12 protein-coding genes are annotated in these 14,467 nt (G+C 39.5%); all 12 read left to right on the top strand.

Annotated features, from left to right (window positions below):
* Window positions 1-58: 58 nt before the first annotated feature.
* The 12 genes from rbfA to dapG all read left to right on the top strand — a co-directional run bounded on the left by rbfA (window position 59) and on the right by dapG (window position 14,255).
* Complete coding sequence (rbfA, locus tag J2S08_RS08030) at window positions 59-424, top strand: 30S ribosome-binding factor RbfA (RefSeq protein WP_307228377.1); 366 nt, start codon at window positions 59-61, stop codon at window positions 422-424.
* 432 nt (window positions 425-856) lie between these two features.
* The gene (gene truB / locus J2S08_RS08025) at window positions 857-1,780 is read left to right on the top strand and encodes a tRNA pseudouridine(55) synthase TruB (protein ID WP_307228375.1); all 924 of its coding nucleotides are present in this window, start codon (window positions 857-859) and stop codon (window positions 1,778-1,780) included.
* A gap of 6 nt (window positions 1,781-1,786) precedes the next feature.
* On the top strand, window positions 1,787-2,737 hold the full coding sequence (ribF, locus tag J2S08_RS08020) for a bifunctional riboflavin kinase/FAD synthetase (protein ID WP_307228373.1): 951 nt from the start codon (window positions 1,787-1,789) through the stop codon (window positions 2,735-2,737).
* A 126-nt stretch (window positions 2,738-2,863) separates the two neighbouring features.
* On the top strand, window positions 2,864-3,133 hold the full coding sequence (gene rpsO / locus J2S08_RS08015; RefSeq protein WP_307228371.1) for a 30S ribosomal protein S15: 270 nt from the start codon (window positions 2,864-2,866) through the stop codon (window positions 3,131-3,133).
* Between the two features lie 711 nt (window positions 3,134-3,844).
* A complete protein-coding gene (pnp, locus tag J2S08_RS08010; RefSeq protein ID WP_307228369.1) occupies window positions 3,845-5,962 on the top strand; it encodes a polyribonucleotide nucleotidyltransferase in 2,118 nt (705 codons plus the stop codon).
* A 259-nt stretch (window positions 5,963-6,221) separates the two neighbouring features.
* Window positions 6,222-7,184: a polysaccharide deacetylase family protein gene (locus J2S08_RS08005; RefSeq protein ID WP_307228367.1), complete on the top strand. Its 963-nt coding sequence runs from the start codon at window positions 6,222-6,224 to the stop codon at window positions 7,182-7,184.
* Window positions 7,185-7,291: 107 nt separating this feature from the next.
* Window positions 7,292-8,512 (top strand): M16 family metallopeptidase, encoded by a 1,221-nt coding sequence (locus tag J2S08_RS08000; protein WP_307228365.1) that lies wholly within the window; start codon window positions 7,292-7,294, stop codon window positions 8,510-8,512.
* Window positions 8,513-8,846: 334 nt separating this feature from the next.
* Window positions 8,847-9,089 carry a YlmC/YmxH family sporulation protein gene (locus J2S08_RS07995; protein WP_307228363.1) on the top strand — a complete coding sequence of 81 codons (243 nt, stop codon included), beginning with the start codon at window positions 8,847-8,849 and terminating at the stop codon, window positions 9,087-9,089.
* Window positions 9,090-10,059: 970 nt separating this feature from the next.
* Window positions 10,060-10,962: a dipicolinic acid synthetase subunit A gene (gene dpaA / locus J2S08_RS07990; protein ID WP_307228361.1), complete on the top strand. Its 903-nt coding sequence runs from the start codon at window positions 10,060-10,062 to the stop codon at window positions 10,960-10,962.
* Window positions 10,959-11,555, top strand: a complete 597-nt coding sequence (locus J2S08_RS07985) for a dipicolinate synthase subunit B (RefSeq protein ID WP_307228358.1) — start codon at window positions 10,959-10,961, stop codon at window positions 11,553-11,555. The genes dpaA and J2S08_RS07985 overlap by 4 nt, the downstream gene beginning before the upstream one ends.
* A 274-nt stretch (window positions 11,556-11,829) precedes the next feature.
* Window positions 11,830-12,885, top strand: coding sequence for an aspartate-semialdehyde dehydrogenase (asd, locus tag J2S08_RS07980; protein WP_307228571.1), 1,056 nt, complete (start codon window positions 11,830-11,832; stop codon window positions 12,883-12,885).
* 116 nt (window positions 12,886-13,001) lie between these two features.
* Complete coding sequence (gene dapG / locus J2S08_RS07975) at window positions 13,002-14,255, top strand: aspartate kinase (protein WP_307228356.1); 1,254 nt, start codon at window positions 13,002-13,004, stop codon at window positions 14,253-14,255.
* Window positions 14,256-14,467: the final 212 nt, after the last annotated feature.

Here is a 14,467-nt window from a genome sequence, read left to right as displayed (position 1 = left end):
AAAGGACGAATCTAGCGCAGCACATGCCACCTAGATTGAAAGATGAGAGGTGAAGATAATGAACCTGCGTGCCAATCGCGTCGGTGAACAAATGAAAAAGGAACTTAGCGAGATTATTTCTCGAAAATTAAAAGACCCGCGTGTTGGGTTTGTTACCGTGACAGACGTGAAAGTAACTGGGGATCTTCAACAAGCAAAAGTGTATATTTCCGTCCTAGGAGACGAGAAAAAAAAGGAAGACACATTAAAAGGTCTTGCAAAAGCGAGCGGTTTTATCCGCACAGAAATAGGCCAGCGAATTCGTTTGCGTAAGACGCCAGAATTGACATTTGAATTCGATGAATCCATTTCATATGGAAACCGGATTGAATCGATCTTAAAGCAAATTCAAGAAGCGCCGGAACATGTAGACGAAGAGAAATAATCGTTTCCTTTCACTGACATCTAATTTGGAACACCTTTTTTATATCTGTTCAAAAAAGACAAATAAGTCTATTCAAAAGAATGTAGAGGAAAGGCATTTACTGTTAAACAAAACTAAAAATGTTAAAGCCTTGAAAGCCTCGTTGATACTACCGTCAAAACGTTTCTTTTCCTGCTGCATCTGAACCAACCTCTTAGAGACAAATAGCAAGAGAAATGTGGCAAGGGGCTAATGTGAAGAGGGTATTCTGAATCTTTATAAGATCGCTAGCGTTTACTTGAAGAACAGGAAAAAGGATAGACACCGTGTCTATCCTTTTTTCGCTCGAAAACAATGTTATTGTTTCATTAGAGAGCGGGATGGGGAATCTCCTCCTCCTGATTTAAAAACAAATAATGAACGAGTTCATTTTAGGGAAGGGAGAGAATCAAAGTGGATGGGATCCTCCCATTATGGAAGCCAGCAGGAATGACCTCACATGATTGTGTGTGGAAAATCCGAAAAATGCTTAAAACAAAAAAAGTAGGACATACAGGGACATTAGATCCAGACGTGACTGGGGTCCTTCCGATTTGCCTAGGAAGAGCTACAAAGGTTGCAGAATACATGACGAATGATGGAAAAGAATATGAAGGAGAAGTGACACTTGGTTTTTCAACCACTACAGAAGATGCCTCCGGGGATGTAGTGGAACGAAAACCGATTGAGCGTCCATTTACCCGTAAGGAAATCGAAGAGGTGCTTCACTCTTTAACAGGAGAGATTTTGCAGACGCCTCCCATGTATTCAGCAGTCAAAGTAAATGGCAAGCGATTATATGAATACGCTAGAAAAGGGATCCATATAGAGCGTCCGACAAGAAAAGTGACTATTTATGAACTTCGGCTTCTCCATAACGAACAAAGCTTTTCCGGGGAAACTGTTTCCTTTCAGTTCCGAGTGCGCTGCAGCAAAGGTACATACATTCGTACACTTGCTGTAATGATCGGTGAGAAGTTAGGCTATCCTGCTCATATGAAAGCTTTAACGAGAACTGCATCTGGCCCTTTCACTCAATCAGATGCGATACCTTTTTCAGTATTAGCGCAGCATTTGGAGGCAGGAACACTGTCTGATATCATCGCGCCGTTGGAAAAAGGACTTTCTCATTTGCCTCAAAGACAAGTATCAGCAGATACTGCAGCAAAACTAAGAAATGGCGCTGTATTGCCAACACCTGAATGGTGGACAGACCATCAAAAACAAGTAGTATTTTATGAGGGAAAGTCTGCAATTGCTATTTATCAAGTTCATCCACGGAAATCTCATGTCATTAAACCAGTAAAAGTTTTACAAATTGATTCGTTGAAAAGGTGAGAGAAAATGAAAGTAGTAACAATACACCATCCTCATTCATTAACAAAAAAAGATTTTCCACCGCTATCAATCGCACTCGGTTTTTTTGATGGCGTGCATCGTGGGCATCAGAAAGTCATACAGCAGGCAGTTCAAACCGCTCAAAAGCAGCAATGGAAGAGTGCAGTCATGACATTTGATCCCCACCCTTCTGTTGTCCTTGGCAAAGAAAAAAAACTCGTGCGCTACATTACTCCACTAGAAGATAAAATTGCGTTGATCGCTTCACTTGGAGTAGATTACTTATTTATTGTTAGGTTTACTTCGTTTTTTTCCAGTCTCTCCCCACAACAATTTGTTGATCAGTATTTGGTTGATCTTCATGTGAAACATGTGACGGCAGGATTTGATTATACATATGGAAAATATGGCAAGGGAACAATGGAGGCAATGGAGACATTTGCTGATAGCCGTTTTACTTATTCAGTTGTGGAGAAACTATCGGAATCAGAAGAAAAAGTGAGTTCAACAAAGATTAGAGAACGATTGGAAGATGGGGATTTTCCCACTGTCACCAATCTATTAGGCCGTTTTTATACGATGAAAGGAACAGTTGTCCATGGTGAGAAGCGGGGAAGGAAGATTGGATTTAGAACAGCCAATATTCATTTGAATCATGATTACTTAATTCCGAAGATGGGTGTTTACGCTGTTCGTTTCTTTGTGAATCATCGATGGTATGAAGGTGTTTGCAACGTCGGCTACAATTTAACTTTTACCCATCCGGGCGCATATGCACTTTCTATAGAAGTACATATATTCGACTTTTCTGATGATATATACGGTGAAGAGGTCGTTGTTGAGTGGCATCAGCGGTTTCGCGAAGAGTTAAAATTCAATCATGTCGATGAATTGATTGCACAGATGGAAAAAGATAAACAGCAAGCACTCGATTATTTTAGAAAGAAACGTTTTTAAATGCCTTGCTTTTTTTGTCAGAAAGTAGTATTCTAATACTCGTATGATATGAACCTTTGCTTGGCAAAGCGACTCACCAACGCTTGCTAGGGAAAAGGGGATGCAAAAAAATGGAGGTGAAACAGAATGGCACTTTCTCAAGAACGTAAAAATGAACTTATCTCAGCTTATAAAATTCATGAGAGTGATACAGGTTCTCCTGAAGTTCAAATTGCTATTCTAACGGAAGAAATCAACAACCTGAACGGCCACTTGAGCACACATAAAAAAGATCACCATTCTCGTCGCGGTTTGATGAAGATGGTAGGTAGACGTCGTAACCTGTTAACGTATTTACGTAACAAAGATGTTCAACGTTACCGTAATTTGATTAACAGACTAGGTTTACGTCGCTAAATGTAGGCTGTTCTGTACTGTATATAAAACAGTGCTGTATGAAATGTTTTTTATATACATCCCTTGTCCATTATAGGGATGTAAGTAGACCGAAAGGTCTTAAAGGTCAACGAGAAAGCGGGATAATCCCCGCTTTTTTGTTAGCATAAAATCAAAAAAATCAAGATTCAAAACTTGAACAGTCAAACAACAATTTGAAAGGTCAAAAGGAAGCGAATATCATACCTTCCTTTAACATAACGATTTTCTTTCAATATCACTCGTTATTTATGTTAAAATGGAAGCAACTGATCCTGCTTATAAAAGTGAACTGTTTAAATGAACTGCGTTTGTGAACATATACAGTTCGCCACCCTCATGTTGAGATTTTCACAAAAATCTTTGTATAGTGTTGGAAAATATACAAAAAACATTTAAAATCATATTAAATGGTGAACAATACATATAAATGCTCTTGATAGACGTATGTTAATAAGTGCTGCATGAGAATTTATACGTTTTGATTGTGTGTTCAAAAAGGAGGACAAAAAGAGCCGAGAAGTTCGATGATTGAAAGCACAAGCTTGATTCCTTTCGAAAGCTGACCTTCGAAGTGTTCGATGAGGTGCATCGTTTCGAACCGGAGAGGCGAAGTGTAAATGGCGGACTTTTTGAACAACCTCTTTAAACATAAAATAAACTATGATTGTTTTCATAGAGAGGAGTTTCTATATGGAACAAGAGAAACAGAGCTTTTCCATGGATTGGGCAGGCCGCAAACTGACTGTCGAAGTCGGACAATTGGCAAAGCAAGCAAATGGCGCGGTGCTTGTCCGCTATGAGGAAACTGCAGTATTAAGTACAGCAACTGCTTCTAAAGCAGCTAAAAGTGTTGACTTTTTTCCACTAACAGTAAATTATGAAGAACGTTTATATGCTGTTGGTAAAATTCCTGGTGGTTTTATTAAAAGAGAAGGGCGGCCAAGTGAAAAAGCGATTTTAGCAAGCCGTCTTATTGATCGTCCAATCCGTCCATTGTTTGCCGATGGATTTCGAAACGAAGTTCAAGTCGTAAGTATCGTAATGAGTGTTGATCAAGACTGTTCTTCTGAGATGGCTGCAATGTTTGGCTCTTCCTTGGCGCTGTGTGTATCGGATATCCCTTTTGAAGGTCCGATTGCAGGTGTTGTCGTTGGCCGTGTAGATGGAGAATTTGTTATTAATCCAACGGTAGTGCAATTAGAGAAGAGTGATATTAATTTAATCGTTGCAGGAACAAAAGATGCGATTAATATGGTAGAAGCTGGAGCAGATGAAGTTCCAGAAGAAACGATGCTGAAAGCGATCATGTTTGGCCATGAAGAAATCAAAAAACTAATCGCTTTTCAAGAGAAAATTGTTGAGCATGTAGGGAAAGAAAAACTTGAAGTGGAATTGTACGAGCTTGATGCAAACATTGAAGCAGAAGTTCGACAAATGTGTGAAACAGAACTGAAATCTGCAATCCAAGTAGCAGAAAAACATGCCCGCGAAGATGCGATTCAAGCTGTAAAAGATAAGGTGGTACTTGTATTTGAGGAACGCGAAGAGAGCGATGAGGCGCTGTTGAAGCAAGTACAAGAAGTGTTAAGCAAGCTAGTCAAAGAGGAAGTACGCCGTCTCATTACCGAAGAAAAAGTGCGCCCTGATGGAAGAAAGGTCGATGAAATTCGTCCGTTGTCTTCAGAAGTAGGTATCCTGCCGCGTACGCATGGATCTGGCTTATTTACGAGAGGACAAACACAGGCGCTAAGTGTTTGTACACTAGGAGCACTTGGTGATGTCCAAATTCTAGACGGTCTTGGCATTGAGGAGTCAAAGCGCTTTATGCATCATTACAATTTCCCGCAATTCAGTGTTGGCGAAACAGGACCAATGCGTGGACCTGGCCGTCGTGAAATTGGGCATGGTGCTCTAGGAGAACGTGCGCTCGAACCTGTTATTCCAGAAGAAAGCAAATTCCCTTATACCATAAGATTGGTTTCGGAAGTATTGGAATCCAATGGCTCTACATCACAAGCAAGTATATGTGCCAGCACTTTGGCAATGATGGATGCTGGGGTGCCATTAAAGGCTCCAGTTGCTGGGATTGCAATGGGACTCGTCAAAGCAGGAGAGCATTATACAATACTAAGTGACATACAAGGTATGGAAGATTTCCTTGGCGACATGGATTTTAAAGTTGCAGGTACAGCAAAAGGTGTAACTGCTTTACAAATGGATATTAAAATCGAAGGTCTATCTCGAGAAATATTAGAGGAAGCATTGCAGCAAGCAAAACGAGGCCGGATGCATATTTTAGACTCAATGATGGCAACGATTTCGCAGCCGCGTGAAGCTTTATCTAAATATGCACCAAAAATTTTAACGATGGCGATTAATCCTGATAAAATTCGCGATGTTATTGGGCCGAGCGGAAAACAAATCAATAAAATTATTGAAGAAACAAATGTAAAAATTGACATTGAGCAAGATGGAACGATATTTATTTCTTCTACTGATGAAGTGATGAACAAGAAAGCGCGGAAAATTATTGAAGACATTGTTCGTGAAGTAGAACCGGGACAGATTTATCTTGGCAAAGTAAAGCGAATTGAAAAATTTGGCGCTTTCCTTGAAATATTTAATGGCAAAGATGGTTTGGTTCATATTTCCGAACTTGCTGAAGAACGAGTCCGCAAAGTAGAAGACGTACTTTCTATTGGCGATGAGGTTTTAGTAAAAGTCGTTGATATTGATAACCAAGGTAGAGTGAACTTATCACGAAAAGCCGTCTTAAAAGAACAAAAAGAAAAGAATACCCAAAAATAATCGTCAATTTGAGACAATTCAATAGCAATGCTGTTCATGATCGCTTATAATAACAAAAGTCAGGAGACCCTGGCTTTTTCTTTTTGGAAAAAATACATCTTCTCTATTAAGACAGCTGTATAAGATAAACTGCGATAAAGACAACGAAGGTTTCTGAAAAGATAAACCTAGACTCTTGGTACATCCTCTCTAATATTAAATTGCGTGTTCTAATTATAGATGCTCGTTTCATAGGCTGAAAACGAGGAGGAATGCGCAAATGAATCAGATAAAAAAATTAATTATAATTGGAATGATCGCTATTGCGGCAATAGCTGCAGTGCACAACCCTTTAACGAAGCAATACGTAAATAAATGGAAGCAGCGTTCAGTTACTGCTTCTGCCCAAAAATCTTCTCTTTGGAAAACAATTGAAGCCAACGCATCAAAGCATTACATTCCACCATCTGACGCAAAAGTAGATCGTGTATGGAAGGCTATCCCCGGCTATAATGGTCTCGCGGTTGATGTGGAAGCATCTTATAAGAAAATGAAAAGCGAGCGCAAATACGATGATCGGAAATTAGTATTTAAACAAATATCGCCTAAAGTCCATTTGTCAGACTTGCCTCCATCTCCTATCTATCGAGGGCATCCTGACAAACCTATGGTCAGCTTTTTGATTAACGTGGCATGGGGCAATGAATTTATCCCTGATATGCTTGCAACATTGAAGAAGCATGACGTATTTGTCACCTTTTTTTTGGAAGGAAGATGGGTAAAAGCAAATCCAGACTTAGCAAAAATGATTGCTGATAGTGGACATGAACTCGGCAACCATTCATATACACATCCTGATATGAAAACATTAAGCCGTGAGCAAATTCGAGAACAACTAATCAAAACAAATCAAGTGATAGAAGCAACAACCGGAAAGCAGGTACGGTGGTTTGGGCCGCCTAGTGGAAGCTATCGAGATGAAGTAGTTGCGGTGGCACATTCTTTGCAATTAGGAACAGTCATGTGGACTGTCGATACAATTGATTGGCAAAAGCCAAGTCCCGAAGTCATCATTAATAGTGTCACAACAAAGGTTTCTCCAGGAGCGATGATTTTAATGCACCCAACTGCTTCCACTTCAGCAGCACTTGATCAACTAATCAAATCAATGAAACAAAAAAATTTGCGAATTGGTACCGTATCAAAACTCATGCGTGAAGAACGGATTATGAATAAGCGTTAAAAAATGCTGTAATTGGAGCAATAATAGATGAAGCTTTTTCTTTATCTGCTCGAAACGTCATACCTCTTCAACAAATAAATACGTGCACCAAGAACAGGAGGAGCATAATGATTAAGAAATATACGTGTCAAAATGGATTAAGGATTGTATTAGAAGAGATCCCGACGGTGCGCTCAGTAGCAATCGGCATTTGGGTGAACAGTGGCTCCAGACATGAAAACCAAAAAAATAATGGCATCTCCCATTTTTTGGAGCATATGTTTTTTAAAGGCACACAAACACGGACGAGCCTAGAAATTGCTGAAGCATTTGATTCAATAGGTGGACAAGTGAATGCGTTTACTTCGAAAGAATATACATGCTTTTATGCGAAAATATTGGACAACCATGCAGAATATGCACTTCATATCTTAGCAGATATGTTTTTTCATTCGACATTTGCTGAAGAAGAGTTGGAAAAGGAAAAGCAAGTCGTCTATGAGGAAATAAAAATGTATGAAGATACACCAGACGATTTGATCCATGATTTGCTGGATCGTTCTGCTTACCCTCATCATGCATTAGGTTATCCAATCCTAGGAACCGTTGAAACACTAGAAGCATTTACAGGAGAGACATTAAAGGCATATATGCATCAGATGTATACTCCAGACCGTGTTGTTATTTCTGTGGCAGGAAATGTAAAAGAAACATTTATTACACAAATTGAACGCTTATTTGGTTCCTATGAACGTGAAAAAGCCCTAATTGAATCAGAAAAGCCATTATTTCATCACAACCGTATTCAAAGAAAAAAAGACATTGAACAAACGCATCTTTGCTTTGCTTATGAAGGTTTGCCGATTGGACACAAAGATATTTACGATCTCATTGTCATGAATAATATCTTCGGCGGCAGTTTCTCATCAAGATTATTTCAAGAAGTCCGAGAACAAAAAGGCCTAGCTTATTCAATATTCTCTTATCATTCTGCTTACCAAGACAGTGGAATGGTTACAATATATGGCGGCACTGGTGCTAATCAAATGAATGCCCTTTTTGACACGATTCAATCAACGATTCAAGACTTGAAAAATCATGGTGTAACGGAAAAAGAACTGCGAAACAGCAAAGAACAATTAAAAGGAAATGTGATGCTAAGCTTAGAAAGCACAAACAGCCGCATGAGTCGAAATGGCAAAAATGAATTACTTCTTAGGCGACATCGTTCCTTAGATGAGATGATTGTAGAAATTGATCAAGTAACGATAGAAAGTGCGAACACGTTAGCAGAACGAATTTTTTCAGAACCGTATGCTTTTGCCATTATTAATCCTAATGAATCATGATCTTACATCTGATCATTATATGGACAGGTAAACTGATAAACAAAAGCTTTACTGCTTGTTCCATTTAAAAACCAATGATATGAATTGCTCGCAAGTGATTAGATAAGGCCGGCCATTGTTAAAGAATGTGTTTAAGGCCAAGAAGTTCTTTTCATTTATAAGGTTTAGACCTGCAAAGATCAAAATCGTGGTGCATCCATTCTAAAAATAAAAACAGGCTATATATTAGTGATAGATGTTCGTTTCAAAAAGACTCAAACAAAATGGACAAAACAGAGCCGCTGCCGAAAGATTAGCGATAGTCGAGACTGCTAGAATTTTTAGGGGGATGAATATGAGATTAAGCGAACTTAGCGGAAAAGAAATTGTGAACTATAAAAAAGCAGAACGATTAGGCGTTTTAGGCCAAACAGATTTGGAAATAGATGAGAGTACCGGACATATAAATACATTGATTATTCCAAATGGCAAATGGTTTCGCGTTGGTAGGCAAACAACTTCAGAGATTAGAGTACCATGGCATTACATTCGAACAATCGGAACAGATATGATTATTCTTGATGTTCCAGAGGACTAATTATTAATGTTTTATCCCACATCTAACTGGCGAGTCAAGCCCCCCACCTCAAGAGCTAAGAGGATTCGAAGAAGTCTAGGTGGGGGATAACTGAAAGTCAAATGTCCGATTGGTTCAACTAACCATCAGTGGGGGATGAGAGAAAACCCCCACTGATGGAAGTTTCACTTTATCCCACATCTAACTGGCAAGTCAAGCCCCCCACCTTAAGAGTCAGAGTAATTAGAAGCGCTAGGTGTAGATAACTGAAAGTCAAATGTCCGATTTGTTCGGGCCGACAGGATAAGAAAAGCTTTTTGAATCAGCATCGCACGAAGAAAAAGTGCTCTCCTTTTTCGAGGATGTCGGTCACAAAGGCGTTTTAACAGGACAAGGAAAGCTTCGGTAGCGATACATCGCACGAAGAAAAGCGGTTTCCTTTTCGAGGACGCTATGATCTTAGCCTTTGTTCTACTTCTTTTGAGTGGGGGGGGGGTGAAAGAAAACCCCCACTCATGGAAGTTTCACTTTATTTATAGTTTGATTCATGCGATCTGAAAAAGGGCTGACATATATGTCAGCTTTTTTTAATGAAGTTCCTTAAATAGCATCGGATGAAGAAATAGTTTGTTTTTCGGAGAATTTAGCATTGCGGCATTATTAGAAAAGCTCCGGTTGGGAAACCGAAGAAAATTATCTAGTTGAAATTGGGGACAACAAAAGCATAAGTAATTCAAGCGATACAACTAACAACGAAAACTTTGAAAAGCAATACACCCACGAAGAAAAAGTGACAGTGATTTTCTTTTTTGAAACCTTAGTATGAGTTCCTCCATAAAAGCTACGATTGCTAGAACATTTCCCTTTTATAGACTTTTCAAAACCTTTCAAAAACCATTCTTTTCCTTAAACAACTCACTTTTTTGCGCCCGTTACATAATCTGTTAAAGAAATATCCACTCCATCAACTTATAAGCAGGTGAATTGATTCATGTTGACAGATATGCAAATCGCTGTTATAGGCGGCGATGCAAGACAACTAGAAATTATTAGAAAGTTAACAGAGTTGGACGCAAAACTATTTTTAATCGGTTTTGAACAGTTGCAAATTCAATTTACAGGTGTAGAAAATGAAAAAATGGATGGAATTGATTTCTCTACAATAGACGCCTTACTATTACCGGTTCCTGGTACAAATGAAAAGGGTGAAGTAGAAACGATTTTTTCCAATGAAAAAATAGTCATTACAGAAGAGATCTTACTTAAAACACCTCCTCACTGTGTTATTTACTCAGGAATTAGCAATGGTTATTTGAATAGTGTTGTCAAAAAAGCAGAAAGACGCTTAGTTCAGTTGTTTGAACGTGACGACGTTGCTATTTATAATTCTATTCCAACTGTAGAAGGTACGATTATGATGGCGATTCAGCATACTGATTTTACCATTCATCATGCTAAAGTTGCTGTTTTAGGATTAGGTCGTGTTGGAATGAGTGTAGCTAGGGCATTTCATCACCTGGGGGCGAAGGTGAAGGTAGGAGCTCGAAAAAGTGAACATCTAGCAAGAATAAGTGAAATGGGATTAGAGCCTTTTCACCTTGATGAGATTAAGGCGGAGGTGCGAGACCTGGACATTTGTATTAATACCATTCCAGCATTGATTGTTAAAGCAGCAGTTATTGCAAATATGCCAGCCCATACACTCATTATTGATCTTGCTTCAAAACCCGGAGGAACAGACTTTCGATATGCGGAAAAGCGAGGCATCAAAGCGATATTAGCTCCAGGCCTTCCAGGGATTGTTGCACCAAAAACTGCCGGTAAAATATTGGCAAATGTGTTAGCGAAGCTACTGGCAGAAAATGATATCAATCAGGAGGAGACAGTGAAATGAGTTTACAAGGAAAAAGAATAGGGTTTGGTTTGACTGGTTCCCATTGCACATACGATGCTGTTTTTCCAGAAATACAGAAACTTGTAAACGCAGGAGTGGACGTTGTACCAATTGTTACTTTCACTGTAAAACAAACAGAAACACGATTTGGTGCAGGTGAAGATTGGATAGCAAGAATAGAAGAAGCAACTGGACGAAAAGTAATTGATTCTATCGTTGATGCCGAACCTTTAGGACCGAAAGAGCCGCTCGATTGTATGGTGATAGCTCCATTAACTGGAAACTCGATGAGCAAATTTGCAAATGCTTTGACGGATAGCCCGGTATTAATGGCGGCGAAAGCAACATTGAGAAATGGGCGTCCGGTTGTGCTCGGCATTTCTACAAATGATGCCCTTGGTTTAAATGGCGTAAATTTAATGCGTTTAATGGCATCCAAGCATATTTATTTTATTCCATTTGGCCAGGACGATCCTAACAACAAGCCAAACTCTATGGTCGCCAGAATGTCATCGCTTGATGAAACTGTTGCAATGGCATTGCAAGGAAAGCAGCTCCAGCCTGTAATTGTGGAAAGATACCTGGACTTTTAATTTAATCTTTATCTAACGGAAGCGAGCAAATGTTCATATTTCAGTGTAGGGGGGCATTCTCCCCCCTTCAAAGAATGAGAGGATGATGGATGATCGCTGTTCGGACGCATCTCATGTTATTGGCATACAGCCCTTGCAAAAAAGAAGTTTCATTGAATAAAGAAAAATAGTCTCCTTATTTTAAAAGAATGTGCTAAAATGATGATTATAAATGAAGACGAATAAAATCATCAATCGAACATTTGAAATGAAAAGCTGGAAGGGGAAAAAAGAAATGACAGAGTCAGGGTTTCATGTGGCGGTAACAGGAGCCACTGGTGCAGTAGGTCAACAAATTGTTCAATTATTAGCTCAAACAAATTTTCCAATTCGGAAGCTCACATTGCTATCCTCCGAACGTTCAGCAGGAACCGTTATTACTTATAAAGGAAAAGATATTGTCGTTGAAAAAGCAGCCCCTGAGCGTTATGAAGGTGTAGACATCGCTTTTTTTAGTGCAGGCGGCAGCATTTCTCAACAATTAGCTCCTGAGGCAGTGAAACGCGGCGCTATTGTCATAGATAATACAAGTGCGTACCGTATGGATGAAACGGTTCCATTGGTTGTACCAGAAGTGAATGAAGAAGCATTGCACGAACATCGCGGCATTATTGCCAATCCAAACTGTTCGACTATTCAAATGGTAGCTGCCTTAGAGCCGATTCGCCAGGCTTTCGGATTGAAAAAAGTCATTGTTTCCACATACCAAGCAGTTTCTGGTGCTGGCGTACAAGCTATCGAAGAAATGAAAAACCAAACTAAAGCACTGTTAAACGACCAATCTATTCAACCAGCAACATTACCAGTGAAAGGTGCAGAAAAACATTACCAAATTGCATTTAATGTCATTCCACAAATTGACGTATTTTCTGAAAATGGCTATACACTTGAAGAGATGAAGATGATGAATGAAACAAAAAAAATTATGAACATGCCAGCTCTAAAGGTGGCAGCAACTTGTGTCCGGCTTCCTGTTGAAACAGGTCACTCTGAATCAGTCTATATCGAGGTTGAAAAGGGTAACGTGACAACAAAAGATATTCACGAGGTGCTTCAAAAAGCGCCAGGAGTAGTTCTTCAAGACAACCCACAGGAGCAGCTCTATCCAATGCCTGCGGATGCAGTAGGCAAGACCGATATTTTTGTTGGTAGAATTCGCCAAGATTTAGATGAAAATAATGGGTTTCACATGTGGATTGTATCTGATAATCTATTAAAAGGAGCAGCCTGGAATTCTGTTCAAATTGCTCAAAGTCTTATCAAACTTGATTTAGTTAAACCAAAAAATTAAAATGATAGAGATAACATAGTAAGAGTGGGGTTTGTATCATGTGGAGCATTGCTTCACTTGATTCCTCTCATTAATCATTATTTAGATTGCTGTAAAACAGAATCAGGGGTGTGAGCATGAAAGTAATCGTCCAAAAATTTGGCGGAACATCGTTATGTGATACAAGGACACGTCTGTTAGCAAAGAAGCATATTCAACGAGCGATCCATGACGGTTATAAAGTTGTAGTAGTTGTTTCTGCAATTGGCAGAAAAGGAGACCCATACGCAACAGATACCCTGCTTACATTAGCTGGCGGTTCAAATACGTTTTTAAGCAAACGAGAGCAAGACCTTTTGCTTTCCTGCGGCGAAACAATTTCCAGCATTGTAATGACAAACATGCTGCTAGAAGACGGAATAAGCGCAGCGGCATTGACTGGTCAACAGGCAGGTTTATTTACAAATAACGAACATACAAATGCAAAAATCATTGATATGCAATGCGATCGCCTGCTTCGAGAGCTTCATCATCACGATTGCATCGTTGTAGCAGGCTTTCAAGGAGCTGGGAAAAACGGCGACACAACAACGATAGGGCGGGGTGGCAGTGACACGTCTGCAGCTGCAATTGGAGCCGCATTGAAAGCAGAAAGGATCGATATTTTTACAGATGTCGAAGGAATGATGACCGCTGATCCGCGACTAGTTGAGAAAGCACGTCCATTGTCAATCGTTACTTATAATGAAGTTTGCAATATGGCTTATCAGGGAGCGAAAGTAATCCATCCGAGAGCGGTAGAAATTGCAATGCAGGCAAAAGTGCCGATTAGGATTAGATGTACGTATTCAGATGGTTTAGGAACGTTGATCACCTCTATGCACAAGGAAAAAAATATCGGTTTCGATATTAAAGAGAGACTTGTTACTGGAATCGCTTATGTTCCAAATGTCACACAAATCAAAGTATCATCAAAGGAAGGCCAATACAACTTGCAAGCAGAAGTTTTTAAGGCGATGGCGAAAGAAAATATAAGTGTGGATTTCATTAACATTTCTCCTACAGGCGTTGTGTATACAGTCACTGAAGAGACGACTGATCGGGCAATTGCGGTATTGAAAGAGTTGCAGTATGATCCAATAATAGAACGCAATTGTGCTAAAGTATCTGTCGTAGGCGCAGGCATAACAGGCGTGCCTGGAGTAGCTTCAAAAATTGTATCTGCTTTGTCAGAAAAAGAGATTCGAATTCTTCAAGCAGCTGATAGCCATACGACGATTTGGGTGCTTGTCAAAGCTGCCGATTTAACCGAGGCTGTTAATGCATTGCATGATGTCTTTCATTTACAAGAAGAAATACTAGAAATAGAAGATAGTGCTTTATTAGGATAGAAGCAAGGCGCGTATTGATCGAAGGTCCATCTTTTCTAAGCTTGCACATAAGAAAGGTTTGCTCTTTATAGACTTTTAACTTGATTTCCGAAAAGAATTCTCCCACTTCAATCAGACCGCAAGGTCAATAAGTGGTGAGTAGTTCACTAGAAGATAGTTTCTTCGTGGGATAGGCTGCATGATGAAGTGAAACATCTGTTGTTTGTACATGA

The organism is Bacillus chungangensis, from assembly GCF_030812995.1.
GTDB classification, from domain to species: Bacteria; Bacillota; Bacilli; order Bacillales; family Bacillaceae_C; genus Bacillus_CF; species Bacillus_CF chungangensis.
The sequence above is the reverse complement of the archived record's forward strand: the minus strand, read 5'-3'. Positions and strand labels throughout refer to the sequence as shown.

What these genes read in the sequence shown, in the direction of transcription:
- dpaA (WP_307228361.1), top strand. Translation starts at nt 10,060, where the DNA reads ATGTTGACAGATATGCAAATCGCTGTTATAGGCGGCGATGCAAGACAA.
- J2S08_RS08005 (WP_307228367.1), top strand. Translation starts at nt 6,222, where the DNA reads ATGAATCAGATAAAAAAATTAATTATAATTGGAATGATCGCTATTGCG.
- ribF (WP_307228373.1), top strand. Translation starts at nt 1,787, where the DNA reads ATGAAAGTAGTAACAATACACCATCCTCATTCATTAACAAAAAAAGAT.
- J2S08_RS08000 (WP_307228365.1), top strand. Translation starts at nt 7,292, where the DNA reads ATGATTAAGAAATATACGTGTCAAAATGGATTAAGGATTGTATTAGAA.
- rpsO (WP_307228371.1), top strand. Translation starts at nt 2,864, where the DNA reads ATGGCACTTTCTCAAGAACGTAAAAATGAACTTATCTCAGCTTATAAA.
- rbfA (WP_307228377.1), top strand. Translation starts at nt 59, where the DNA reads ATGAACCTGCGTGCCAATCGCGTCGGTGAACAAATGAAAAAGGAACTT.
- asd (WP_307228571.1), top strand. Translation starts at nt 11,830, where the DNA reads ATGACAGAGTCAGGGTTTCATGTGGCGGTAACAGGAGCCACTGGTGCA.
- J2S08_RS07985 (WP_307228358.1), top strand. Translation starts at nt 10,959, where the DNA reads ATGAGTTTACAAGGAAAAAGAATAGGGTTTGGTTTGACTGGTTCCCAT.
- dapG (WP_307228356.1), top strand. Translation starts at nt 13,002, where the DNA reads ATGAAAGTAATCGTCCAAAAATTTGGCGGAACATCGTTATGTGATACA.
- J2S08_RS07995 (WP_307228363.1), top strand. Translation starts at nt 8,847, where the DNA reads ATGAGATTAAGCGAACTTAGCGGAAAAGAAATTGTGAACTATAAAAAA.
- pnp (WP_307228369.1), top strand. Translation starts at nt 3,845, where the DNA reads ATGGAACAAGAGAAACAGAGCTTTTCCATGGATTGGGCAGGCCGCAAA.